Source organism: Klebsiella sp. BIGb0149, assembly GCF_004362605.1.
Taxonomy (GTDB): domain Bacteria; phylum Pseudomonadota; class Gammaproteobacteria; order Enterobacterales; family Enterobacteriaceae; genus Klebsiella; species Klebsiella terrigena.
In genome coordinates, this window is record NZ_SNYG01000004.1 from 454,925 (window position 1) to 478,258 (window position 23,334).

At 56.0% G+C, this 23,334-nt stretch carries 20 protein-coding genes; 7 read left to right on the forward strand and 13 right to left on the reverse strand.

The genetic code is table 11. From position 1 onward, the window contains the following. Positions 1–182 precede the first annotated feature (182 nt). The 5 genes from mnmE to EDF75_RS17100 all read left to right on the forward strand — a co-directional run bounded on the left by mnmE (position 183) and on the right by EDF75_RS17100 (position 5,338). Positions 183–1,547, forward strand: coding sequence for a tRNA uridine-5-carboxymethylaminomethyl(34) synthesis GTPase MnmE (gene mnmE, locus EDF75_RS17080; protein WP_041143338.1), 1,365 nt, complete (start codon positions 183–185; stop codon positions 1,545–1,547). Between the two features lie 178 nt (positions 1,548–1,725). After that, on the forward strand, positions 1,726–2,910 hold the full coding sequence (locus EDF75_RS17085) for an MFS transporter (protein WP_133600261.1): 1,185 nt from the start codon (positions 1,726–1,728) through the stop codon (positions 2,908–2,910). After that, positions 2,879–3,838 (forward strand): HTH-type transcriptional regulator YidZ, encoded by a 960-nt coding sequence (gene yidZ, locus EDF75_RS17090; RefSeq protein ID WP_133600262.1) that lies wholly within the window; start codon positions 2,879–2,881, stop codon positions 3,836–3,838. Before EDF75_RS17085 ends, yidZ begins: the two co-directional genes overlap by 32 nt. Positions 3,839–4,149: 311 nt before the next feature. After that, positions 4,150–4,734 carry a 4'-phosphopantetheinyl transferase family protein gene (locus EDF75_RS17095; protein WP_463671434.1) on the forward strand — a complete coding sequence of 195 codons (585 nt, stop codon included), beginning with the start codon at positions 4,150–4,152 and terminating at the stop codon, positions 4,732–4,734. Positions 4,735–4,771: 37 nt separating this feature from the next. Further along, the gene (locus EDF75_RS17100) at positions 4,772–5,338 is read left to right on the forward strand and encodes an NADPH-dependent FMN reductase (RefSeq protein ID WP_133600264.1); all 567 of its coding nucleotides are present in this window, start codon (positions 4,772–4,774) and stop codon (positions 5,336–5,338) included. Positions 5,339–5,382: 44 nt separating this feature from the next. Here EDF75_RS17100 and adeP read toward each other — a convergent pair whose 3' ends face one another. Then, positions 5,383–6,720 carry an adenine permease AdeP gene (gene adeP / locus EDF75_RS17105; RefSeq protein ID WP_133600265.1) on the reverse strand — a complete coding sequence of 446 codons (1,338 nt, stop codon included), beginning with the start codon at positions 6,718–6,720 and terminating at the stop codon, positions 5,383–5,385. A 169-nt stretch (positions 6,721–6,889) separates the two neighbouring features. Between adeP and yieH the strand changes: the two genes are divergently transcribed. After that, positions 6,890–7,555, forward strand: a complete 666-nt coding sequence (yieH, locus tag EDF75_RS17115; protein WP_133600266.1) for a 6-phosphogluconate phosphatase — start codon at positions 6,890–6,892, stop codon at positions 7,553–7,555. A gap of 86 nt (positions 7,556–7,641) precedes the next feature. On the opposite strand, the gene phoU is transcribed toward yieH, so the two are convergent. The 7 genes from phoU to glmU all read right to left on the reverse strand — a co-directional run bounded on the left by phoU (position 7,642) and on the right by glmU (position 16,083). Beyond that, on the reverse strand, positions 7,642–8,367 hold the full coding sequence (gene phoU, locus EDF75_RS17120) for a phosphate signaling complex protein PhoU (protein WP_004107251.1): 726 nt from the start codon (positions 8,365–8,367) through the stop codon (positions 7,642–7,644). A 137-nt stretch (positions 8,368–8,504) separates the two neighbouring features. Further along, entirely contained in the window at positions 8,505–9,278 is a 774-nt protein-coding gene (pstB, locus tag EDF75_RS17125) for a phosphate ABC transporter ATP-binding protein PstB (RefSeq protein WP_041143344.1), read from the reverse strand. A 46-nt stretch (positions 9,279–9,324) separates the two neighbouring features. Beyond that, positions 9,325–10,215 carry a phosphate ABC transporter permease PstA gene (gene pstA / locus EDF75_RS17130; RefSeq protein ID WP_045853737.1) on the reverse strand — a complete coding sequence of 297 codons (891 nt, stop codon included), beginning with the start codon at positions 10,213–10,215 and terminating at the stop codon, positions 9,325–9,327. Further along, a complete protein-coding gene (gene pstC / locus EDF75_RS17135) occupies positions 10,215–11,174 on the reverse strand; it encodes a phosphate ABC transporter permease PstC (protein ID WP_132512443.1) in 960 nt (319 codons plus the stop codon). The genes pstA and pstC overlap by 1 nt, the downstream gene beginning before the upstream one ends. Before the next feature lie 125 nt (positions 11,175–11,299). Further along, positions 11,300–12,340, reverse strand: coding sequence for a phosphate ABC transporter substrate-binding protein PstS (gene pstS / locus EDF75_RS17140; protein ID WP_123709472.1), 1,041 nt, complete (start codon positions 12,338–12,340; stop codon positions 11,300–11,302). 337 nt (positions 12,341–12,677) lie between these two features. After that, positions 12,678–14,507 carry a glutamine--fructose-6-phosphate transaminase (isomerizing) gene (glmS, locus tag EDF75_RS17145; protein WP_123709469.1) on the reverse strand — a complete coding sequence of 610 codons (1,830 nt, stop codon included), beginning with the start codon at positions 14,505–14,507 and terminating at the stop codon, positions 12,678–12,680. Between the two features lie 205 nt (positions 14,508–14,712). After that, entirely contained in the window at positions 14,713–16,083 is a 1,371-nt protein-coding gene (gene glmU, locus EDF75_RS17150; RefSeq protein ID WP_133600267.1) for a bifunctional UDP-N-acetylglucosamine diphosphorylase/glucosamine-1-phosphate N-acetyltransferase GlmU, read from the reverse strand. Positions 16,084–16,430: 347 nt separating this feature from the next. Here glmU and EDF75_RS17155 point away from each other — a divergent pair, with 347 nt between their 5' ends. Then, positions 16,431–18,614, forward strand: coding sequence for a right-handed parallel beta-helix repeat-containing protein (locus EDF75_RS17155; RefSeq protein WP_133600268.1), 2,184 nt, complete (start codon positions 16,431–16,433; stop codon positions 18,612–18,614). A gap of 123 nt (positions 18,615–18,737) precedes the next feature. Here EDF75_RS17155 and EDF75_RS27475 read toward each other — a convergent pair whose 3' ends face one another. From EDF75_RS27475 to atpA, 5 genes are all read right to left on the reverse strand, one after another. Next, positions 18,738–18,866: a hypothetical protein gene (locus tag EDF75_RS27475; protein WP_256464594.1), complete on the reverse strand. Its 129-nt coding sequence runs from the start codon at positions 18,864–18,866 to the stop codon at positions 18,738–18,740. 158 nt (positions 18,867–19,024) lie between these two features. Further along, on the reverse strand, positions 19,025–19,444 hold the full coding sequence (locus EDF75_RS17160; protein WP_041143353.1) for a F0F1 ATP synthase subunit epsilon: 420 nt from the start codon (positions 19,442–19,444) through the stop codon (positions 19,025–19,027). A 20-nt stretch (positions 19,445–19,464) separates the two neighbouring features. Beyond that, the gene (gene atpD / locus EDF75_RS17165; protein WP_041143354.1) at positions 19,465–20,847 is read right to left on the reverse strand and encodes a F0F1 ATP synthase subunit beta; all 1,383 of its coding nucleotides are present in this window, start codon (positions 20,845–20,847) and stop codon (positions 19,465–19,467) included. A gap of 26 nt (positions 20,848–20,873) precedes the next feature. Continuing rightward, positions 20,874–21,737 (reverse strand): F0F1 ATP synthase subunit gamma, encoded by an 864-nt coding sequence (atpG, locus tag EDF75_RS17170; protein WP_041143355.1) that lies wholly within the window; start codon positions 21,735–21,737, stop codon positions 20,874–20,876. A gap of 50 nt (positions 21,738–21,787) precedes the next feature. After that, complete coding sequence (gene atpA, locus EDF75_RS17175; RefSeq protein WP_041143356.1) at positions 21,788–23,329, reverse strand: F0F1 ATP synthase subunit alpha; 1,542 nt, start codon at positions 23,327–23,329, stop codon at positions 21,788–21,790. Between the last annotated feature and the right edge of the window lie 5 nt (positions 23,330–23,334).

A 23,334-nucleotide genomic window follows, 5' to 3' on the forward strand; every position in this document is an offset into this window, starting at 1 on the left:
TTCAAGCCGCAGATGCGTTGGCTTCGTTAGTTCGCCCCAGTCACTTACTTCAGTAAGCTCCTGGGGCCTCTCTAACTTGACGCCTTCCTGCAACTTGAACTATTTCGAGAATATACGGTAAAGTTAATGCCAGAGAAGGCGGTCAATAGACCGCCTTTTTTACATTTACATAGAGAGTCATCATGAGCCATAACGACACTATCGTCGCCCAGGCCACCCCACCGGGACGCGGTGGTGTGGGCATTCTGCGCATCTCTGGCCTGAAGGCGCGCGAGGTCGCAGAGGCGGTACTCGGCAAGCTGCCAAAACCGCGCTACGCCGACTACCTGCCGTTCAAGGACGTTAACGGAACGGCGCTGGATCAGGGCATCGCCCTGTGGTTCCCGGGGCCAAACTCCTTTACCGGCGAGGACGTCCTCGAGCTGCAGGGGCACGGCGGCCCGGTCATTCTCGATCTGCTGCTCAAACGCATCCTGACCCTTCCGGGCCTGCGCATTGCTAACCCGGGAGAGTTCTCCGAACGCGCGTTTCTCAACGATAAGCTCGACCTGGCTCAGGCGGAGGCGATTGCCGATCTGATTGACGCCAGCTCCGAGCAGGCGGCGCGTTCGGCGCTGAACTCGCTGCAGGGCGCCTTCTCCGCGCGCGTAAACCACCTTGTGGAAGCGCTGACGCACCTGCGTATCTACGTCGAAGCGGCTATCGACTTCCCGGATGAGGAAATTGATTTTCTCTCCGACGGCAAAATAGAGGCCCAGCTTAACGACGTGATGGCCGATCTCGACGCGGTTCGCGCCGAGGCCCGTCAGGGCAGCCTGCTGCGTGAAGGAATGAAGGTGGTGATCGCCGGGCGCCCTAACGCCGGGAAATCGAGCCTGCTGAACGCGCTGGCCGGGCGTGAAGCCGCGATTGTGACGGATATCGCCGGTACCACCCGCGACGTGCTCCGCGAGCATATCCACATCGACGGCATGCCGCTGCACATCATCGATACCGCCGGTCTGCGCGACGCCAACGATGAGGTTGAACGCATCGGTATCGAGCGCGCGTGGCAGGAAATCGCCCAGGCCGACCGGGTGCTGTTTATGGTGGATGGCACCACTACCGACGCCGTCGACCCCGCGGAAATCTGGCCGGACTTTATCGAACGCCTGCCGGCAAAGCTGCCGATTACCGTGGTGCGCAATAAAGCCGACGTCACCGGCGAAACGCTGGGCCTAAGTGAAGTAAATGGTCACTCGCTTATTCGCCTGTCGGCGCGTACCGGCGAGGGCGTTGAGGCGCTGCGCAATCATCTTAAGCAGAGCATGGGCTTCGAGACCAATATGGAGGGCGGCTTCCTCGCCCGCCGTCGCCACCTGCAGGCCCTGGAAGCAGCGGCCAACCATCTGCAGCAGGGTAAGGCCCAGCTGCTTGGCGCATGGGCCGGCGAGCTGCTGGCTGAAGAGCTGCGGCTCTCACAGCAGGCCTTAAGCGAAATTACCGGCGAATTTACCTCTGACGACCTGCTGGGGCGCATTTTCTCCAGCTTCTGTATTGGTAAGTAACCGCGCCTCGCGTAGTCCGTAAACGTTCACTAACCCGCATTAACCGGCTGTTGATGCGGGTTTTTACTTTTTAAGCCCCCCATTTTTCCTCCCAGGAAATCATTGTTGTCCAAATGGCAACTCGTACTGGCAGGCATTCACCATTACTCTGTACGGCACTATTATCGCGAGGGGTTCTATGGCACGCTTTCTGATCTGTGGTTTTGCGCTGGTTTTGCTCTATCCATCCGGCATTGATATGTATTTGGTTGGTCTGCCGAAAATTGCGCAGGATTTGGGGGCCAGCGAGGCGCAGCTGCACATAGCCTTCTCGGTCTACCTGGCGGGTATGGCCACCGCGATGCTGTTTGCCGGGCGCATTGCCGACAGGTCCGGACGCAAGCCGGTCGCTATATTTGGCGCCTTTATCTTTATTCTGGCCTCCCTGCTCTGCTCGCTGGCGCATACCAGCACCCTTTTCCTGATCGGACGCTTTATTCAGGGCATCGGCGCCGGCAGCTGCTACGTGGTGGCTTTTGCGGTGCTGCGCGATACCCTTGATGATCGGCGGCGCGCCAGGGTGCTGTCGCTCCTCAACGGTATTACCTGCATTATTCCGGTGCTGGCGCCGGTGCTGGGCCATCTGATTATGCTTAAGTATCCGTGGCAAAGCCTGTTTTACACCATGACCGGCATGGGCGTGATGGTCGGCCTACTGTCAATCTTCGTGCTGCGGGAAACGCGCCCAACCGCGCTGCCAAACGAGGCCGCTCAGCAACCCGCCGGCTCCGAGTCGCTGCTGAACCGCTTTTTCCTCAGCCGGGTGATCGTCACCACCCTTAGCGTCACCGCCATCCTGACCTACGTGAACGTCTCGCCGGTGCTGATGATGGAGGAGATGGGCTTCGACCGCGGCAAATATTCGATGGCGATGGCCCTGATGGCGCTGATCAGCATGGCCGTCTCGTTCTCCACGCCGTTTGCGCTCACCCTGTTTAAGCCGCGCACCCTGATGCTGACCTCGCAGGTGATGTTCTTTATTGCCGGGGTGCTGCTCAGCCTCGCCACCAGCCAAACGGTGACCATGCTGGGGCTGGCGCTGATTTGCGCGGGCTTCTCCGTCGGCTTCGGCGTGGCAATGAGCCAGGCGCTGGGACCGTTTACCCTGCGCGCCGGCGTCGCCAGCTCCGCGCTGGGTATCGCTCAGGTCTGCGGCTCTTCGCTATGGATTTGGCTGGCCGCTATCGTTGGCTTAAGCGCAATGAATATGCTGATCGGGATCCTCATTGGCTGTAGCATAGTCAGCATTGTGCTGATTGTGGCCGCTGCCCCCGCACGGGCCGCGCAAACTTATGAAGAAACCCCTGTCGAGTCTCGATCTTAATTTATTACTCTGCCTGCAGCTCTTAACCCAGGAGCTCAGCGTCACCCGCACGGCGAAACGAATGAACGTTTCGCCGTCGGCGGTAAGCAAGTCGCTGGCCAAGCTCCGCGCCTGGTTCGACGATCCGCTATTCGTTAAAACGCCTCTCGGCCTGACGCCAACTCCGCTGATGACCAGCATGGAGCAGGATCTGGCGGACTGGATGCAAATGGGCAACCAGATCCTCGATAAGCCGCATCACGCCACGCCCAGCGGCCTGAAGTTCGAGCTGGCGGCGGAAATGCCGCTGATGATGATCCTCTTTGATACCCTTGCCCGGCAGATCTACCAGCGCTATCCCCAGGCGCTGATCCGCCTGCGCGGCTGGGACTATGATTCGCTGGACGCCATTATTCGCGGCGAGGTTGATATTGGATTTTGCGGGCGGGAAACGCACCCGCGCTCACGGGAACAGCTGAGCCAGCTGCCGTGGTATATCGATTTCGAGGTGCTGTTTACCGACCTGCCGCAGGTGTGGCTGCGCGCGGATCATCCGGCCCTCAGCGAGGAGTGGAATCTGGAGACCTTTTTACGCTACCCGCATATCAATATCAGCTGGGAGCAAATCGATACCTGGGCGCTGGATGAGGTTCTGCACGATTTGGGGCACAAGCGCACCGTTGCCCTGACCCTGCCGGGCTTTGAGCAATCGCTGTTTATGGCCGCCCAGCCGGATCACCACATGCTGGCGACGGCGCCGCGCTACTGCCACCACTATAACCGCCAGCACCAGCTGCCGCTGGTGTCCCGGCCTCTCCCGCTGGAGCCCCAGCTGCTGGAAAAAGTCCGGGTGCCGTTCGTCCTGCTGTGGCATAAGCGTAACAGCTACAACCCCAAAATCGTCTGGCTCAGGGAAACCCTGAAACGACTCTATACGGATCCGCTATAGCGACGTTATACGTATCACCCTCTCTTTGTTACGCAAGAATTTGTAAAATTCACATAATCCCCCTTTTCAAGGGATGATTTCCGCATTAAAACCTATCAATTCCAGGCGATAATGTAATTCTCAATTTTTATCTCTGCCCATTAATCACGGAGCGACGAATGGCAACGCATTTTGCAAGAGGGATACTAAGCGCAAGGGAGCCGCTATCGACACGCCTGTCGGCGGCCTGTCATCAAACCGCCCAAAGTTTGCCGGAGTACCGGCAGACCCGCTACCGCGCATCGCGGTCGCTGCTCGCAGAGCTGCTGTTTATGCTGTACGGCATTAGCGAGCTCCCCGAAATCATCAGAGAAGCCGACGGCAGGCCGGTCTTTCGCGACAGCCACCTTCCCCGCTTTTCCATTTCATATGCCGGAAATATCGTTGGCGTCACGCTGACAACGGAAGGCGACTGCGGCCTGGACATGGAGCTGCAGCACGCTTCGCGCGGCGTGCATCCGCTGCACGACGCCAATCGGTATGTTTTCAACAGCAACGAAAATCTCTGGATTAACAACCAGTACGATCCTGATGAAGCTCGCGCCCAGCTGGTCGCGCTGCGCCGCAGCGTCCTCAAGCTCACCGGCGAAGCGCCCGTTCGCCTGCAGCTGCTGCCAGGCGCAGGTCGGCTGCGTACCGCCAACATGCAGCCTATAGAGGCGCTCTGCGACGCCGAGTCGGTGCTGGTCTGGTCCATTGCCGCTACGCCGGGTATCGGCCAGCTTAAGGTCTGGGAATACGCGGGGAGCGACGGCTGGCGTACCCTGCCGGACGCCCAGGCGCGTGCGAAAGAGCCCGCAGCCCGCCTGATGCGCTTCACCAGCCTGCCGGTGGAAAAAGCACTCTCCCTCAACTGACCGGTTCGTCCGGCCATCATGATGCAAAGGAGCAATCATGTCTGATACGTTGAAAGTTGTTACGTTACTCGGAAGTCTGCGCAAAGAGTCGTTTAATGGCATGGTTGCACGCACCCTGCCGGGCATCGCGCCTGCGGGGATGGCGATCTCCGCGCTGCCGTCGATTGGCGACATTCCGCTATACGATGCGGATGTTCAGCAGGAAGAGGGATTCCCGCAAAGCGTGCTGGAGATTGCCCGCCAGATTCGCGAAGCGGATGGGGTGGTCATCGTGACGCCGGAGTATAACTACTCGGTTCCCGGCGGCCTGAAAAATGCGATTGACTGGCTATCTCGCCTGCCTGAACAGCCCCTCTCAGGGAAGCCGGTACTGATCCAAACCAGCTCGATGGGCGCTATCGGCGGCGCGCGCTGCCAGTATCACCTGCGGCAGATTCTGGTGTTCCTCGACGCGATGGTGATGAACAAGCCTGAGTTTATGGGTGGGGTTATTCAGAACAAGGTCGATCCGCAGTCGGGAGAAGTGGTCGATCAGAGCACGCTCGATCATCTCAGCGGCCAGCTGAGCGCCTTTGGCGACTATATTCAGCGCGTTAAAGCCTAAATGACAGCCCTCTCCCTGTTGGGAGAGGGTTAAGTGCGGGTAAATCAGTGGGCGTCGATAAACACAATTTTCAGCACGAACAGCAGGGATACGATAATCACGCACGGGCTGAGGTCGCGCAGGCGGCCGGTGCCAATCTTCATCACGCAGTAGGAGATAAAGCCGAGGGCGATACCTTCGGTGATCGAGAAGCTAAACGGCATCATCACCGCGGTAATGAACGCCGGTACCGCTTCCGTCAGATCGTCCCACTTCACGCGCGCCAGGCTGGAGGTCATCAGCACGCCGACGTAGATTAACGCACCGGCGGCAGCGTAGGCTGGCACCATTCCCGCCAGCGGCGACAGGAAAATAACCAGCAGGAACAGAATGCCGACAACGACCGCCGTCAGGCCGGTACGTCCGCCGACGGAGACGCCGGAGGAGGATTCGATATAGGCCGTGACCGACGAGGTGCCGATAAAGGAGCCCGCGACGGAAGAGACGCTGTCCACGAACAGCGCCTGCTTCATGCGCGGGAATTTACCTTTCTCATCAGCAAGACCGGCTTTATCCGTCACCCCAATCAGGGTACCGGAGGAGTCAAACAGGTTGACCAGCATAAAGGAGAAGATAACGCCGGCCAGGCCAAGGTTAAACGAACCGGCTAAATCGACATGACCGACAACCGTCATCACGCTCGGCGGCGCAGAAACGATGCCGGTGTAGTGAACATCACCCAGCATCCAGCCCAGCAGCGTTGTCACCACGATAGAAACCAGGACCGCCGCGTGGATGTTACGCGACGCCAGAATGGCGATGATAAAGAAGCCGAGGATCCCCAGCAGCACGCTGTGGGAGGTCAGGTTACCGATGCTGACCAGCGTGTCCTGGTTGGCAACAATCACTCCCGCATTTTTCAGCCCCATCATACCGATGAACAGACCGATACCGCTGGTGATGCCCACCCGCAGGCTTACCGGAATATTGGCGATCATCCAGTAGCGTACGCGGAAAATCGTCAGCAGCAGCAGGCCGACGGCGCCCCAGAAAATAGCCCCCATCCCCACCTGCCAGGGCAGGCCCATTGCCTGAACCACCACAAAGGCGAAGAAGGCGTTAAGGCCCATTGCCGGCGCCAGAGCGACGGGCAGGTTAGCAAACAGCCCCATCATAATACTGCCGAATGCCGCGATCAGGCAGGTCGTCACAAACACAGCGCTGGTATCCATACCCGCCACGCCGAGGATCTGTGGGTTAACGAAAACAATGTAGACCATCGTCAGGAAGGTGGTGAAACCTGCGATCGCTTCGGTGCGTGCCGTCGTGCCGTGTTCACGCAGCTTGAACACGCGCTCCAGCAGACCCTGGCCAGAAGACTGGCTGGTTTGTTGTTGACTCATTATCGGTTTCCGAACAAAGGAGGGAAAATTCGAGGCTATCCTATACCAAAATGCGACACCTGGTGCAGTTGTGTGTTAATTTTTTTTCATTGCTTTTGCTTATACGGCAACGATTGCGTCCCGCAAATCAGCATTACGAAAACGTTAAACTTGTTAAAATGGAAACAGCATGTCCCCAATAGAAGCCCTGTTTTTCGACTGTGACGGCACGCTGGTCGACAGCGAAGTAATCTGTTCCCGCGCCTATGTTCACATGTTCAAAGAGTTCGGCATTACGCTGGATTTAGAAGAGATCTTTAAGCGCTTCAAAGGCGTAAAGCTCTACGAAATCATCGATACCATAAACGAGGAGTACGGCGTTAGCCTGCAAAAGGCGACGCTTGAGCCGGTCTATCGTGACGAGGTGGCGCGCCTGTTTGATTCAGAGCTGGAGGCTATCGCCGGCGCGCAAGCGCTGCTGGACGCGGTGACCGTTCCCCAGTGCGTGGTCTCGAACGGCCCGGTCAGCAAAATGCAGCACTCGCTCGGCAGAACCGGCATGCTGCACCATTTCCCCGACAGGCTGTACAGCGGCTACGATATTCAGCGCTGGAAGCCCGATCCGGCGCTGATGTTCCACGCGGCGAAGGCGATGAACGTTAACGTCGAAAACTGCATTCTGGTGGATGACTCCAGCGCCGGTGCCCGGTCGGGAATTGATGCCGGAATGGAGGTGTTCTACTTCTGCGCCGATCCGCATAACCCGCCGATCGTGCATCCGAAAGTGACGATGTTTACCGATTTAGCGCAGCTTCCGGCGCTGTGGAAAGCGCGGGGCTGGGAAGTGACCCGTTAAGCTCCCGGCGTCGCTGCGCTCGGCCGGGCCAGGGTTTCGCGAGATCCCGTTGCCCCGGCCAGCGTTGCGCGGCCGGGGAGCGGTGGTTACTCTTTCGGATCTTTACCCGCCAGCAGCTTATCCAGCTCGTCGCCGCCAACGTGGCGGAAGTCCTGGCCTTTGACGAAGTAGAAGATATATTCGCAGATGTTCTGGCAGCGGTCGCCGATGCGCTCAATCGAGCGGGCGCAGAACAGGGCGGTCAGCACGCTCGGAATCGTACGTGAATCTTCCATCATATAGGTCATCAGCTGACGCACGATGCCCTCATACTCCTGATCCACTTTCTTATCTTCACGATAGATACGCACGGCTTCGTCCAGATCCATTCGCGCAAAGGCGTCGAGCACATCGTGCAGCATCTGCACGGTGTGGCGGCCGAGCGACTCCAGGCTCACCAGCAGCGGCTGATGCTGCTGGGAGAACTTCTCCAGCGCCGTGCGGCAAATTTTATCCGCCACGTCACCGATACGTTCCAGCTCGGCGATGGTTTTGATAATCGCCATCACTAAGCGCAGGTCGCTGGCGGTCGGCTGACGTTTGGCAATGATGCGCACGCAGGCTTCATCGATGGCCACTTCCATCATATTGACCTGCTTATCACCATCGATAACGCGCTTTGCCAGCTCGCTGTCCTGGTTGTGCATCGCGGTGATCGCATCAGAAAGCTGCTGCTCCACCAGCCCACCCATCGTCATCACCTGGGTGCGGATATACTCCAGTTCAGCGTTGAACTGGCCGGAAATATGTTTATTGAGATTTAGGTTATCCATCGTTCCTCCAGATGCCCAAAAGATTTCTGGCCATAGCGAGGCGGCAAGAGCGCAAATCCCCGGTCGCGTAGAGCGCTACGTAACCGGGGTGAGCAAAGGCAGCCAGCGCGGGTACAGCCTGAAAGCTGAGGAGCATATCAACCGTAGCGGCCGGTAATGTAATCTTCAGTTTGCTTCTTAGCGGGCTTCGTAAACAGATCGTCCGTGTTGCTGAATTCAATCAGCTCGCCAAGATACATAAATGCCGTATGGTCAGAACAACGCGCAGCCTGCTGCATGTTGTGAGTAACGATAACGACGGTGTAATCCTGCTTCAGCTCGGTGATCAGCTCTTCAATGCGCCCGGTGGAAATCGGATCCAGCGCGGAGCACGGTTCATCGAGCAACAGCACTTCCGGGCGAATCGCGATACCGCGCGCAATGCACAAACGCTGCTGCTGGCCGCCGGAGAGAGAGTAGCCGCTCTGATGGAGCTTATCTTTGGTTTCGTTCCACAATGCGGCCTTGGTCAGCGCCCACTGCACGCGCTCGTCCATATCGGTGCGCGACAGCTTTTCAAACAGGCGAACGCCAAAGGCGATATTGTCATAAATCGACATCGGGAACGGCGTCGGCTTCTGGAAGACCATCCCGACCTTGGCGCGCAGCAGGGCGATGTCCTGAGTGTTGGTCAGAATATTATCGCCATCCAGCAAAATTTCGCCTTCCGCGCGCTGCTCCGGATACAGCTCAAACATTTTGTTGAACGTCCGCAGCAGGGTCGACTTACCGCAGCCTGACGGGCCGATAAACGCCGTAACCTGGTTTTTGGAAATATCCAGGTTGATGTTTTTCAGGGCATGGAATTTTCCGTAGTAGAAGTTCAGGTTACGAACTGAAAGCTTACCCGGGATAGTATTCACCATACTCATCAATCTCTTCCTCATTCAGCGCCGCGTTTCGCCGCGCTGCAAAAAATTAACCGTGTTTATTCTTCGCGAAAACCACGCGCGCCAGAACGTTCAGCAGCAGTACGCACAGGGTGATAATCAATACCCCGGCCCATGCCAGTTGCTGCCACTCCGCAAACGGACTCATGGCAAATTTGAAAATCGTTACCGGCAGGTTGGCGATCGGCTGCATCATGTCGGTACTCCAGAACTGGTTGGAGAGCGCGGTAAACAGCAGCGGCGCCGTTTCCCCGGCGATACGCGCGATAGCCAGCAGGATGCCCGTCATGATGCCGGAAACCGAGGCTTTCAGGGTGATCGCGGAAATCATGCGCCATTTCGGCGTCCCCAGGGCGTAGGCCGCTTCACGCAGGCTGTCCGGCACCAGCTTCAGCATATTCTCGGTGGTACGAATCACGATAGGCACCTGCAGCAGCGCCAGCGCAATAACGCCCGCCCAGCCGGAGAAGTGCTGCATCTGTGCGACCACGATGGTGTAAACGAACAGGCCCACCACGATAGACGGGGCGGAGAGCAGGATATCGTTAATAAAACGAATCACTTCCGCCAGCGCGGATTTACGGCCATATTCCGCCAGATAAATCCCCGCCATGATGCCCAGCGGCGTGCCGAAGATCGTTGACCACAGGATCAGCAGGCCGCTGCCCGCGAGGGCGTTAGCCAGGCCGCCGCCAGCGGTGTTCGGCGGCGGAGTCATTTCGGTGAACAGCGCCAGGCTCATGCCGTCAATGCCGCGGGTCACCGTGGCCATCAGGATCCAGATAAGCCAGAACAGACCAAATACCATCGTCCCCATTGAGAGACCCAGCGCGATCCGGTTTTTCAGGCGCCGCTTAGCCTGCATTTTACGGCGGGACTCCGCCAGCTCGGCGGTGGTTTGTAGCTCAATCGTCGCCATTAGCGCGCTCCCTCATTCTTCGCCAGACGCATCACCATGAACTTAGATGCGGCCAGAACAATAAAGGTAATAACGAACAGAATCAGACCCAGCTCCATCAGCGCGGCAACGTGCAGGCCGGACTCGGCTTCGGCAAACTCGTTCGCCAGCGCGGAGGTGATACTGTTGCCCGGCATATACAGCGAAGCGCTATCCAGCTGGTAGGTGTTACCGATAATAAAGGTCACCGCCATAGTTTCCCCCAGCGCGCGCCCCAGACCGAGCATCACCCCGCCTATCACCCCGTTGCGGGTAAAGGGCAGCACAATGCGCCAGATAACCTCCCAGGTAGTGCAGCCGATGCCGTAGGCCGACTCTTTCATCATCACCGGCGTCTGCTCGAACACATCGCGCATAACCGCGGCGATGTAAGGGATGATCATGATGGCCAGAATGACGCCGGCCGCCAGAATACCGATACCAAACGCCGGTCCCGCAAACAGGGCGCCGACGAAAGGAATAGTCGACATGATGTTGCCAACCGGCTCCTGGAAGTAGGTGGCGAACAGCGGCGCAAAGATAAACAGGCCCCACATGCCGTACACGATACTCGGAATAGCCGCCAGCAGTTCGATCGCAATACCGAGAGGGCGCTTAAGCCAGGCGGGAGAGAGTTCGGTCAGGAACAGCGCAATGCCGAAGCTCACCGGAACGGCAATCAGCAGCGCGATAAATGAGGTAACCAGCGTACCGTAGATCGGAACCAGCGCCCCGAAGACTTCGTTCGGCGCATCCCACTCTTTAGTCCACAAAAAGGAAAAACCAAACTTTTGAATGCTTGGCCACGAAGAGATAATCAGGGAAACGATGATGCCGCCCAGCATCAATAGCACAATCAGCGCCGCCAGTTTGACCAGCACGCCGAAAATTATGTCACCCTTTTTCCCCGGAGGGTTGAATGCCGGCTTGGTTGCAGCCATAGGTTACTCTTTAAGTTCGGGTCCGAAAGGCCGCTATATTACTGACCTGTTAGACAAAGGTAATGCTATACCCAAAATAATTCGCGCCGCAGCAACCTGGCCTGCAGCGCGAAGTATAGCGAGTATTAGTACAGCGCTTTACCGCTGCTGTCTTTCACGTTGGTTTTCCATGCAGCGCGAACCTGCTCAACCACGCTTTCCGGCAGCGTTGCGTAATCCAGCGCGTTAGCTTCTTTACCGCCGTTTTTATACGCCCAGTCGAAGAACTTCAGCACTTCAGCCGTCTGCTCAGGCTTGCTGGAAGCCTTGTGCACCAGGATAAAGGTGGTTGAGGTGATCGGCCATGCATTTTCACCTTTCTGGTTAGTCAGGTCCTGAGCAAAGGACTTGCTCCAGTCGATACCTTTCGCGGCGTTCGCGAAGTTATCTTCGGTTGGGCTAACCGGCTTGCCGTCAGCAGACAGCAGCTTGGTGTAGGCGAGGTTGTTTTGTTTCGCATAGGCGTACTCAACGTAGCCAATGGAACCCGGCAGACGCTGAACGAAAGCGGCGATACCGTCGTTACCTTTACCGCCCAGACCGGTCGGCCAGTTAACGGTAGAACCTGCGCCGATTTTGGATTTCCACTCTTCGTTCACTTTCGCCAGGTAGCTGGTGAAGACGAAGGAGGTACCGGAGCCATCAGCACGACGAACCACGGCAATATTCTGTGCCGGCAGCTTCTTGCCTGGGTTGAGTTTGGCAATCGCTTCGTCATCCCACTTCTTAATTTTGCCCAGGTAGATGTCGCCCAGCGTTTTACCGTCCAGCACCAGCTCACCGGACTTCACGCCTGGCAGGTTAACGGCCAGCACCACGCCGCCGATAACGGTTGGGAACTGGAACAAACCTTCCTGAGCCAGCTTGTCGTCAGCCAGAGGAGCATCAGAAGCACCGAAATCAACGGTGTTGGCAATAATCTGTTTTACACCACCGGAAGAGCCGATGCCCTGGTAGTTCACCTTATTGCCGGTTTCTTTCTGATAGGTATCAGCCCATTTGGCATACACCGGCGCAGGGAAAGTTGCGCCTGCGCCCGTCAGACTTGCTGCTGCAAATGCAGAAAAAGCGCTCATAGATAAGGTCGCGGCGACAACTGTTGCGACGGTGGTACGCATAACGTTCATAATGTCTCCTGCTGGATTCGTAAATCGTTGTTTCGAGGCTATGGTGAGCAAAATAGGACAAAGAGGTGACAGTAAAATGTACTAATTATTACAGTTTTATGACAGGCAAAAAGGTGCGAAACAGAATAAAATAAAAACACTATAAATCATGATGTTAATTATTTAAGCGACGGGAATTTTGCGGGAATATTTTATTTTTTTGACAGCCAAAATCGTCGTCAAAGATGACAGTTTGTCATAAACCAGCGTCGCCAAATTTTTTACGCTGCGATAAAAAACGATCGGCGGGTAACAAAAAGGGCCACCGAATGGCAGCCCTTGTAAGGTGAGCTGTACTCTATTCTACGGTTACCGATTTGGCCAGGTTACGCGGCTGGTCAACGTCGGTGCCTTTAATCAGCGCCACGTGATAGGCCAGCAGCTGCAGCGGCACGGTGTAGAAGATTGGCGCGATCGCCTCTTCAACATGCGGCATCTGGATGATGTGCATATTGTCGCTGCTGCTAAAGCCAGCATCACCGTCGGCAAAGACGTACAGCTGGCCGCCGCGGGCGCGAACTTCTTCAATGTTGGATTTGAGCTTCTCCAGCAGTTCGTTGTTCGGTGCGACCACAATAACCGGCATCTCGGCGTCAATCAGGGCCAGAGGACCGTGCTTCAGCTCGCCGGCAGCGTAGGCTTCCGCGTGGATATACGAGATCTCTTTCAACTTCAGCGCCCCTTCAAGGGCAATAGGGTACTGATCGCCACGGCCGAGAAACAGCGCGTGGTGCTTATCAGAGAAGCTTTCCGCCAGCGCTTCAATACGCTTGTCCTGCGACAGCATCTGTTCGATTCGGCTCGGTAACGCCTGCAGACCGTGCACGATATCGTGCTCAATCGCCGCATCCTGGCCCTTCAGACGCGCCAGCTTCGCCACCAGCATCAGCAGCACGGTCAGCTGAGTGGTGAAGGCTTTGGTGGAAGCCACGCCGATTTCGGTGCCCGCTTTGGTCATCAGCGACAGATCGGACTCGCGAACCAGCGACGAGCCAGGGACGTTGCAAATAGCCAGAGAGCCAAGATATCCCAGCTCTTTCGACAGGCGCAGAGCGGCCAGAGTATCCGCCGTCTCGCCGGACTGGGAGAGCGTGATCATCAGGCTGTTGCGGCGTACAGCCGATTTGCGATAGCGGAATTCAGAGGCAATTTCGACATCGCACGGCACGCCGGCCAGCGCTTCAAACCAGTAGCGAGAAACCATCCCGGAGTTATACGAAGTGCCGCAGGCGACAATCTGGATATGCTCAACCTGAGACAGCATCTCGTTGGCGTTAACGCCCAGCTCGCTCAGATCGACTTCTCCGTGGCTAATGCGCCCGGAGAGGGTGTTCTTGATTGCGTTCGGCTGTTCGTAGATCTCTTTTTGCATGTAGTGGCGGTAGATGCCCTTATCGCCCGCGTCGTACTGCAGGTTGGATTCGATATCCGGGCGTTTAACCTCCGCGCCTGACTTATCAAACACCACCACCGAGCGGCGGGAAACTTCCGCGATATCGCCCTCTTCGAGGAAGATAAAGCGGCGGGTCACCGGCAGCAGCGCCAGCTGATCGGAGGCGATGAAGTTCTCCCCCATGCCCAGACCGATAACCAGCGGGCTGCCTGAGCGAGCGGCCAGCAGGGTGCCCGGATCGCGGGTATCCACGATCACGGTACCGTAAGCGCCGCGCAGCTGTGGGATAGTGCGCAGAACGGCTTCCCGCAGAGTGCCGCCTTGCTCCAGCTCCCAGTGTACCAGGTGAGCAATCACTTCCGTATCAGTCTCTGATACGAAAATATAGCCGCGCGACTGCAGCAGCTCGCGCAGCGGTTCATGGTTTTCGATGATTCCGTTGTGGACCACCACAATATGTTCAGAAACATGCGGATGCGCATTGCTCTCGGACGGCTCGCCGTGGGTCGCCCAGCGGGTATGGGCAATCCCCGTACCGCCGTGCAACGGCTGCTCTTCTACCGCCTGAGCCAGCATCTGTACCTTACCGAGCCGACGAACGCGGGACATATGTCCTTCGTTATCAACCACTGCCAGACCGGCAGAGTCATAGCCACGGTATTCCAGACGACGTAAACCTTCGATAAGGATTTCAGCAATATCACGCTGCGCGACTGCGCCAACAATTCCACACATAGTTAAATTTCCTGATAATGGCGTTATGCCATGCGTTGTCGCTGACCTGTGTTTTACCCAACGCATTTGCCGTTGGGTAATGCCCTTTTCGGGCGCCCCGAGCCTTGTAGAGAGTGGGGCTATTTTTATGGTTACTGCCGTGGGGGGAGGATTATTTTATCCTCTCACCCCGGCCCTCATCCCAAAAGGACGAGGGATAAATGACCTACTTTTTCTTCACCGGACGCTGCCAGCCCTGCTTATGGACCTGCGGCACGCGGCTTAATACCAATTCATTATCAGCGATATCGCGGGTTACCGTCGTACCGGCGGCAATCGTCACGCCGTTGCCTACGGTGACGGGCGCCACCAGCTGGCTGTCCGAGCCGACAAACACGTCGTTGCCGATAATGGTTTTAAATTTATTGGCACCGTCATAGTTACAGGTGATGGTACCTGCACCGATATTGACGTTATCGCCGATTTCCGCATCGCCAAGGTAGGAGAGGTGCCCCGCCTTCGAGCCTTTACCCAGCCGCGCTTTCTTCATTTCAACAAAGTTGCCGACGTGGGCGCCTTCCAGCAGCTCCGCCCCCGGACGCAGACGAGCAAAAGGTCCGATAGTGCAGGCAGCCTGCAGGTGGGCATCTTCCACCACCGAGTACGGGCTGATTTCGCAGTCATCGCCGATGGTGCTGTTTTTAATCACGCAGCCGGTACCAATTTTCACCCGTTCGCCCAGCACCACGTTGCCCTCAAGGATAACGTTAGTATCAATCTCAACGTCGCGCCCGTGCGTCAGGGTGCCGCGGAGATCAAAACGAGCCGGATCGCGCAGCATCACGCCCGCCAGCAGCAGTTTTTCCGCCTGTTCAGACTGATAGACGCGCTCGAGGCGGGAGAGCTGCAGGCGGTTGTTGACGCCTTCAACTTCGCTTAAACGCTGCGGGTGGACGGCAACGATTTCCCGGCCTTCCTGATACGCCATGGCGATGATATCGGTAATGTAGTATTCGCCCTGGACGTTGTTATTCGTCAGCTTCGCCAGCCAGCGTTTTAAATCCGCGCCGCCGGCGATGAGGATCCCGGTGTTAATTTCCTGAATTTGACGCTGCGCTTCGCTGGCATCTTTATGCTCAACGATGCCGCTTACCCGGCCGTTTTCACGGGTGATGCGTCCATAGCCGCTCGGATCGTCCAGCTTCACCGTCAGCAGACCAATCCCGCCCTGCGGTTTGGCGGCGCGCAGGCGCTGCAGGGTATCGACGGAGATCAGCGGGACGTCGCCGTACAGCATCATGATGTCTTCATCATCGGCAAAGAAAGGTGCCGCCTGCTGCATCGCATGGCCGGTTCCCAGCTGTTCCGCCTGCAGAACCCAGTTAAGGTTGTCTTCATGCAGCGTTTGACGCAGCAGATCGCCGCCGTGGCCATACACAAGGTGTACGGAAGAGGCGCCTAAATCTTTAGTAGCATCAATGACATGCTGAACCATTGGCTTCCCAGCCAGAGCGTGCAGCACCTTGGGAAGATCGGAATACATGCGGGTCCCTTTGCCTGCGGCAAGGACAACCACGCTCATCGCACTGTTTGACATACGCATCCTGACAGCTGTTAGAACGAAAAGTAAAAGCCTTTCACGTTGAAATTACTACATATTTTTCATCATGAAACGAGACGAGGATAAAACGCTCAGGCTCAACGCTATACACCATTTTATGGCGCTATTTTTAGTCACTGCAAATCAGTTTATCTCCGAAAAAACCCGATAAGAGAGATGAATATTTGCTATCCCTCTGCTTTTTCTGTTTTTTCGACGCCTGAATAAAGCGAAAACACAAAATTAAAACATGGTTTTATTATTCATTTATTGTGACGCGGTAAATAGAAACACCGTTTCATTACGATGATAATGCTGCTCATTATTTACTCTGGAGAAAAAAAATGAATAAAAAAATCCCTTTGGCATTAGCCCTTTGTAGCTCAATTATCGCATTGCCGCTGCACGCTGGCGAGGCTCATGTCTGGCGAGGTATCGCTTTTGGTCAATCAACCGACGTTAATTTCTCCTCCAACGTCCTGCCGGAAAAAATCGGGGTGAATGACGTTACGATAGCAGGTAAAAAGCTGACGCCCCAGGATACTGCCGATCTCAGCGCTCCCGTCACCATTGAGAGTCGGGGAGGCAAGATCGCGAATTCGCATGATGGCCTGACCTTCTTTTATACCATGCTGCCGGTTAGCCAAAACTTTGTCCTGCAGGCGGCGGTCACGGTGGATCAGTTCGGCCCGGAGAACGGCGCCCTTCCAGCAGCGCAGGAAGGCGCCGGGCTGCTGGTGCGTGATGTTATCGGTCTGCCGCGCCAGCAGCCTTTAAAGGTGGGCTATGAAGAGTTTCCAGCAGCATCGAATATGCTCATGAACGCGATCGTGACCCAGGATAAGAAAGATCATGCGCATATAAAACTGCAGGCGATCGGCCGGGAAGGAATTTCCCAGCCCTGGGGCAATGCCGGTTCTTCTATTACCAGGCAGAGCTACAAAGAGAATATCGATCTCCGGCAAACCCCAGCCTTTCAGCTCAAGCTGGAACGCACTAACGACGGTTTCATCACCTCATGGGCGCCGACGGGCAGCAGCGAATGGGTAAGCAAGAAGGTTCCCCGCAGCGACACGATTGCCCAGCAGGATAAAGACCATTACTACGTCGGCTTTTTCGCCTCGCGTAATGCCAAAATCACCATCAGCAACGCCTCGCTGACGACTTCAGCAGCCAGGACGCAGGCTTCTCCGCCCTATATTGCGAAAGCCTGGCCGGTTGTGATGCAGATTGCCTCTGGCGCCCAAAGCCAGAGCGCGGAGTATATTCTGCAGGCGCGGGCTAACTATGACGGGCGCTTCACCGTCCGCCAGGACGAAGTCATCATCGGCAAGGACATCGCCGTCAAAGCCGGGGAGATGTTTACGCAACCCGCCACGCTCAAAGACAGGAACACCTTCGAGGTGCTGTTTACGCCGGCCACCAGCGGCAAGCCGGTGGCGCAAACGCTGACGGTTGAACGCAGCGTCGGCGTCGAAGGCCGTACCCTCTATGTTTCTGCGCAAGGGCAGGCGAACGCCAGCGGAACGGCTGACGCTCCGCTCACTCTCTCCCGCGGCGTGGAGCTACTGCCGGCTGGCGGCACGCTTATCTTAGCCGCCGGAGACTATCCGCAAACGCAGATCCCGCTCAGCGCCAGCGGGCTCAAAGGGCAACCCAAGACGCTGCGGGCCGACGGAAAGGCGGTTATCCACGGCCTGCAGCTTGACGCCAGCTACTGGCATATCAAGGGAATTACCGTCACCGATAAAAGCCTGCGCGTGCAGGGCAGTCATAATCTGATTGAGAACGTCACCGCTTATCGCAACGATGATACCGGGATTCAAATTTCCTCTCCGCCGGACGTGGGGCGCCCGCTGTGGGCCAGCTACAACCGGGTGGTCAACTCCGAATCGTTCAGTAATGAAGATCCGGGCAAGATCAACGCCGATGGTTTTGCGGTAAAAATGCGGGTGGGTGAGGGAAACCGGCTCGAAGGGTGCTACTCCTACGATAATATCGACGACGGATTTGACCTGTTCAACAAGATTGAAGATGGCGCCAACGGCGTTGTGGTGATCGAGAATTCAATTGCCCGTAATAACACCAGCAATGGTTTTAAGCTGGGTGGGGAAGGGCAGCCGGTGGCGCATGAAGTGCGCAACAGCATTGCGATTGGCAATCATCTGGACGGTTTTACGGATAACTTCAACCCCGGCAGGCTGGTGGTGGTCAACAACGTGGCGGTGGATAATCAGCGCTTTAACTACATCTTCCGCGCCAGCCCGTACGGTAAACCCGAGACTCAGGGCTCGTTTAGCGACAATATCTCCCTGCGCAGCCAGCCTGGAAAATATGATGATGCCGTGGTCGGCAATATCGACGACAGCAACTATTTTATCCACGACGGTAAGAGCATCAACGCCCAGGGAAAGAGCATTAAGAGCGACGACTATCAAACGCTGGCGCTGCCGGACCCGCTGCTGCGCCATGCGGATGGCCGTTTCAATACCGGCGATTTCCTCAGCCGTAGCCAGCCTCGTTCCTGATACTGGCCCTAAAATACAAAGGTCGCCCGCGGGCGACCTTTTACTTTCTTTCCTGCTTCACACCGCATGTGTTGTCGTTTTAGTTAGCGGTACAGCGCAAATGCAGGCCGGAGAGCGGGCTTCTTAGTTATTGAAGGTACCGAAGGTCACGTTCATAGTGCTGAAGAAGGCGATGATTTTATTGAGCAGTTTCATGATGACTTCCTGAATAGAGAGACGTTTTGATAAATTATTTTTTGTGATGTACATCACAAAAAGAAGTCTACGCCTCATTTTTTGAGCGATCAACAAAAATGAGATCATCATCACAAAATTTTTAAAATGTCTTTTTAGTTTTGAAATTACTGAAACGAAACCATAAAAAAAGCCAGCCTGGAAACCAGACTGGCTTTTTAACTTTCAAGCCGGTGTTACATCGCTTTTTTGGTCAATTCGATAACGCGCAGTTTGGCGATCGCTTTGGCCAGTTCCGCAGACGCCTGAGCGTAATCTACGTCGCCGTGAGAGCTGTTAATGTGCTCTTCCGCTTTACGCTTCGATTCCAGGGCTCGTGCTTCGTCGAGATCCTGGCCACGAATTGCCGTATCAGCCAGTACGGTCACGCTGCCAGGCTGCACTTCAAGAATGCCGCCGGACAGATAGATAAACTCTTCATGACCGTGCTGTTTAACGATGCGAATCATACCAGGCTTAATGGCGGTGAGCAGCGGGGCGTGACCCGGGAAAATACCCAGCTCACCTTCACTACCCGTTACCTGGATTTTCTCGACCAGACCAGAGAACATTTGCTTCTCTGCGCTGACGACGTCCAGGTGGTAAGTCATTGCCATATCACCCTCCGATTAAGGCGTTAAAGTTTTTTGGCTTTTTCCACGGCTTCGTCGATGGAACCAACCATGTAGAACGCCTGCTCCGGCAGGTGATCGTATTCGCCTTCCATGATGCCTTTAAAGCCACGGATGGTGTCTTTCAGGGAGACGTATTTGCCCGGTGAACCGGTAAATACTTCTGCCACGAAGAACGGCTGGGACAGGAAGCGCTGGATCTTACGCGCGCGAGCTACCACCAGTTTATCTTCTTCAGACAGCTCATCCATACCGAGGATGGCGATGATGTCTTTCAGTTCCTGATAACGTTGCAGCAGAGACTGTACGCCACGCGCGGTGTCGTAGTGTTCCTGACCAACAACCAGCGGATCCAGCTGACGGCTGGTGGAGTCCAGCGGGTCAACGGCCGGGTAGATACCCAGAGACGCGATCTGACGGCTCAGTACCACGGTTGCATCTAAGTGAGCAAAGGTGGTTGCTGGGGATGGGTCAGTCAAGTCATCCGCAGGGACGTATACCGCCTGCACGGAAGTGATAGAACCGGTTTTGGTGGAGGTGATACGTTCCTGCAGAACGCCCATCTCTTCCGCCAGAGTCGGCTGATAACCTACCGCTGAAGGCATACGGCCCAGCAGTGCGGATACTTCCGTACCGGCCAGGGTATAACGATAGATGTTATCGACGAACAGCAGTACGTCACGACCTTCGTCACGGAATTTCTCAGCCATGGTCAGACCGGTCAGCGCAACGCGCAGACGGTTTCCCGGCGGCTCGTTCATCTGGCCGTAAACCAGGGATACTTTATCCAGAACGTTGGAGTCAGTCATCTCGTGGTAGAAGTCGTTACCCTCACGAGTACGTTCACCTACGCCCGCAAACACGGAGTAACCGGAGTGCTCGATCGCGATGTTACGGATCAGCTCCATCATGTTTACGGTTTTACCCACGCCCGCACCGCCGAACAGACCGACTTTACCGCCCTTAGCGAACGGACACATCAGGTCGATTACTTTGATGCCGGTTTCCAGCAGTTCCTGAGAGCTTGACAGCTCTTCGTAGGAAGGTGCCGCGCGGTGGATAGCCCAACGGTCTTCTTCACCGATGTCGCCTTTCATATCGATCGGCTGACCCAGCACGTTCATGATACGACCCAGCGTTGCTTTACCAACCGGGACTTCGATCGGGTGCTCGAGGTCTTTAACTTCCAGACCACGACGCAGACCGTCGGAAGAACCCATGGCGATAGCACGTACGATACCACCGCCGAGCTGCTGCTGAACTTCCAGCACCAGACTCTCGTTACCATTTTGTACCTCAAGAGCATCGTACACGCGCGGTACGGCATCCTGAGGGAATTCGACGTCAACCACGGCGCCGATTACCTGGACAATTTTTCCAGTAGCCATCTTGAATCCTCTACGAATTAACCTGGTTATACCGCGGATGCACCACCGACGATTTCGGTGAGTTCCTGAGTAATGCTGGCCTGACGAGCTTTGTTGTATACCAACTGCAGCTCTTTAATCAGGCTGCCGCCATTATCGGTAGCGGCTTTCATCGCCACCATACGTGCGGCCTGCTCGCTGGCCAGGTTTTCTACCACGCCCTGATAAACCTGAGACTCAACGTAGCGACGCAGGAGGGTATCCAGCAGCGCTTTTGGGTCTGGCTCATACAGGTAATCCCAGGATTTACGCTTCAGATCAGCATCGTCTGACGCCGGTAGCGGCAGCAGCTGAGTAATGGTCGGAGCCTGAGACATGGTATTAATAAATTTGTTGCTGACAACGTACAGCTTGTCCAGACGGCCTTCATCATAGGCCTGCAACATCACTTTTACCGGACCGATCAGTTCGGACAGGGACGGGTTATCACCCATGCCGGTCACCTGAGCGACAATATTGCCGCCTACGGAATTAAAGAAAGAAACGCCTTTAGAGCCGATCATTGCGATATCGCACTGAACGCCTTTATCGGACCAGACTTTCATATCCGCCAGCAGCTTTTTGAACAGGTTAATGTTCAAGCCACCGCACAAACCACGGTCGGTCGACACCACCAGGTAGCCTACGCGCTTAACGTCGCGTTCTTCCAGGTAAGGGTGCTTATATTCCAGATTACCGTTCGCAAGGTGACCAATCACTTTGCGCATGGTCTCTGCATAAGGACGGCTGGCCGCCATGCGATCCTGCGATTTACGCATTTTGGAAGCGGCGACCATTTCCATCGCTTTAGTGATCTTCTGCGTGTTCTGGACGCTTGCGATCTTACTACGTATCTCTTTTGCGCCGGCCATGAACTTCTCCTCAATGCCGTGCGGCTTGCCCTAAGACAAGCCGCCAGACTTTACCAGGACTGGGTTGCTTTGAAGGAGTCGAGGATGCCTTTCAGCTTGCCTTCGATCTCGTCGTTATAGCCACCGGTCTGGTTAATCTCTTGCATCAGCGGAGCGTGGTCACGGTCAACGTAAGCCAGCAGAGCGGCTTCGAAGCTACCGATTTTCGCCAGTTCCACATCTTCGAGGTAACCGCGTTCAGCAGCAAACAGGACCAGGCCCTGCTGTGCTACAGACATCGGCGCATACTGTTTCTGTTTCAGCAGCTCGGTTACTTTCTGACCATGGCTCAGCTGTTTACGGGTTGCTTCGTCCAGATCGGATGCGAACTGAGAGAACGCAGCCAGTTCACGATACTGTGCCAGAGCGGTACGAATACCACCGGACAGTTTCTTGATGATCTTGGTCTGAGCAGCACCACCAACACGGGATACGGAGATACCCGGGTTGACCGCCGGACGAATACCGGAGTTAAACAGGTTGGTTTCCAGGAAGATCTGACCATCGGTAATGGAAATTACGTTAGTCGGAACGAATGCGGAAACGTCACCAGCCTGAGTTTCGATAATCGGCAGCGCGGTCAGGGAACCTGTTTTACCTTTCACTTCACCTTTGGTGAAGTTCTCAACGTATTCAGCGTTAACGCGGGATGCGCGCTCCAGCAGACGGGAGTGGAGGTAGAACACGTCGCCTGGGAATGCTTCACGTCCTGGCGGACGGCGGAGCAGCAGGGACACCTGACGGTAAGCAACGGCCTGTTTAGACAGGTCATCGTATACGATCAGCGCATCTTCGCCGCGGTCGCGGAAGTATTCGCCCATTGCGCAACCGGCATACGGAGCCAGGTACTGCAGCGCAGCGGATTCAGAAGCGGTCGCCACAACAACGATGGTGTTGGACAGCGCGCCGTGTTCTTCCAGTTTACGTACCACGTTAGAGATGGTGGACGCTTTCTGGCCGATAGCCACGTAGACGCACTTAATGCCGGAATCACGCTGGTTGATGATCGCATCGATTGCCATCGCGGTTTTACCGGTCTGACGGTCACCGATGATCAGCTCACGCTGGCCACGGCCGATTGGGATCATTGCATCGACGGATTTATAACCGGTCTGTACCGGCTGGTCGACGGACTGACGTTCGATTACGCCCGGTGCGATAACTTCGATTGGAGAGAAGCCATCGTGTTCAACCGGACCTTTACCGTCAATGGGTGCACCCAGGGTGTTCACCACGCGGCCCAGCAGGCCACGACCGACAGGAACTTCCAGGATACGACCGGTACACTTAACCTTCATGCCTTCGGCAAGGTCAGCGTACGGACCCATCACGACCGCACCTACGGAGTCGCGCTCCAGGTTCAGGGCGATAGCGAAACGGTTACCCGGCAGAGAGATCATCTCACCCTGCATACAATCGGCCAGGCCGTGGATGCGGATAACGCCGTCACTGACGGAAACGATAGTACCTTCGTTGTGAGCCTCGCTCACAACATTGAACTGAGCAATGCGCTGCTTGATCAGTTCGCTGATTTCGGTGGAATTCAGTTGCATGCTCC

Excerpts from the sequence above, each read along its gene's own strand:
- mnmE (WP_041143338.1), top strand. The coding sequence starts at position 183 with ATGAGCCATAACGACACTATCGTCGCCCAGGCCACCCCACCGGGACGC.
- EDF75_RS17085 (WP_133600261.1), top strand. The coding sequence starts at position 1,726 with ATGGCACGCTTTCTGATCTGTGGTTTTGCGCTGGTTTTGCTCTATCCA.
- yidZ (WP_133600262.1), top strand. The coding sequence starts at position 2,879 with ATGAAGAAACCCCTGTCGAGTCTCGATCTTAATTTATTACTCTGCCTG.
- EDF75_RS17095 (WP_463671434.1), top strand. The coding sequence starts at position 4,150 with ATGCTGTACGGCATTAGCGAGCTCCCCGAAATCATCAGAGAAGCCGAC.
- EDF75_RS17100 (WP_133600264.1), top strand. The coding sequence starts at position 4,772 with ATGTCTGATACGTTGAAAGTTGTTACGTTACTCGGAAGTCTGCGCAAA.
- adeP (WP_133600265.1), bottom strand. The coding sequence starts at position 6,720 with ATGAGTCAACAACAAACCAGCCAGTCTTCTGGCCAGGGTCTGCTGGAG.
- yieH (WP_133600266.1), top strand. The coding sequence starts at position 6,890 with ATGTCCCCAATAGAAGCCCTGTTTTTCGACTGTGACGGCACGCTGGTC.
- phoU (WP_004107251.1), bottom strand. The coding sequence starts at position 8,367 with ATGGATAACCTAAATCTCAATAAACATATTTCCGGCCAGTTCAACGCT.
- pstB (WP_041143344.1), bottom strand. The coding sequence starts at position 9,278 with ATGAGTATGGTGAATACTATCCCGGGTAAGCTTTCAGTTCGTAACCTG.
- pstA (WP_045853737.1), bottom strand. The coding sequence starts at position 10,215 with ATGGCGACGATTGAGCTACAAACCACCGCCGAGCTGGCGGAGTCCCGC.
- pstC (WP_132512443.1), bottom strand. The coding sequence starts at position 11,174 with ATGGCTGCAACCAAGCCGGCATTCAACCCTCCGGGGAAAAAGGGTGAC.
- pstS (WP_123709472.1), bottom strand. The coding sequence starts at position 12,340 with ATGAACGTTATGCGTACCACCGTCGCAACAGTTGTCGCCGCGACCTTA.
- glmS (WP_123709469.1), bottom strand. The coding sequence starts at position 14,507 with ATGTGTGGAATTGTTGGCGCAGTCGCGCAGCGTGATATTGCTGAAATC.
- glmU (WP_133600267.1), bottom strand. The coding sequence starts at position 16,083 with ATGTCAAACAGTGCGATGAGCGTGGTTGTCCTTGCCGCAGGCAAAGGG.
- EDF75_RS17155 (WP_133600268.1), top strand. The coding sequence starts at position 16,431 with ATGAATAAAAAAATCCCTTTGGCATTAGCCCTTTGTAGCTCAATTATC.
- EDF75_RS17160 (WP_041143353.1), bottom strand. The coding sequence starts at position 19,444 with ATGGCAATGACTTACCACCTGGACGTCGTCAGCGCAGAGAAGCAAATG.
- atpD (WP_041143354.1), bottom strand. The coding sequence starts at position 20,847 with ATGGCTACTGGAAAAATTGTCCAGGTAATCGGCGCCGTGGTTGACGTC.
- atpG (WP_041143355.1), bottom strand. The coding sequence starts at position 21,737 with ATGGCCGGCGCAAAAGAGATACGTAGTAAGATCGCAAGCGTCCAGAAC.
- atpA (WP_041143356.1), bottom strand. The coding sequence starts at position 23,329 with ATGCAACTGAATTCCACCGAAATCAGCGAACTGATCAAGCAGCGCATT.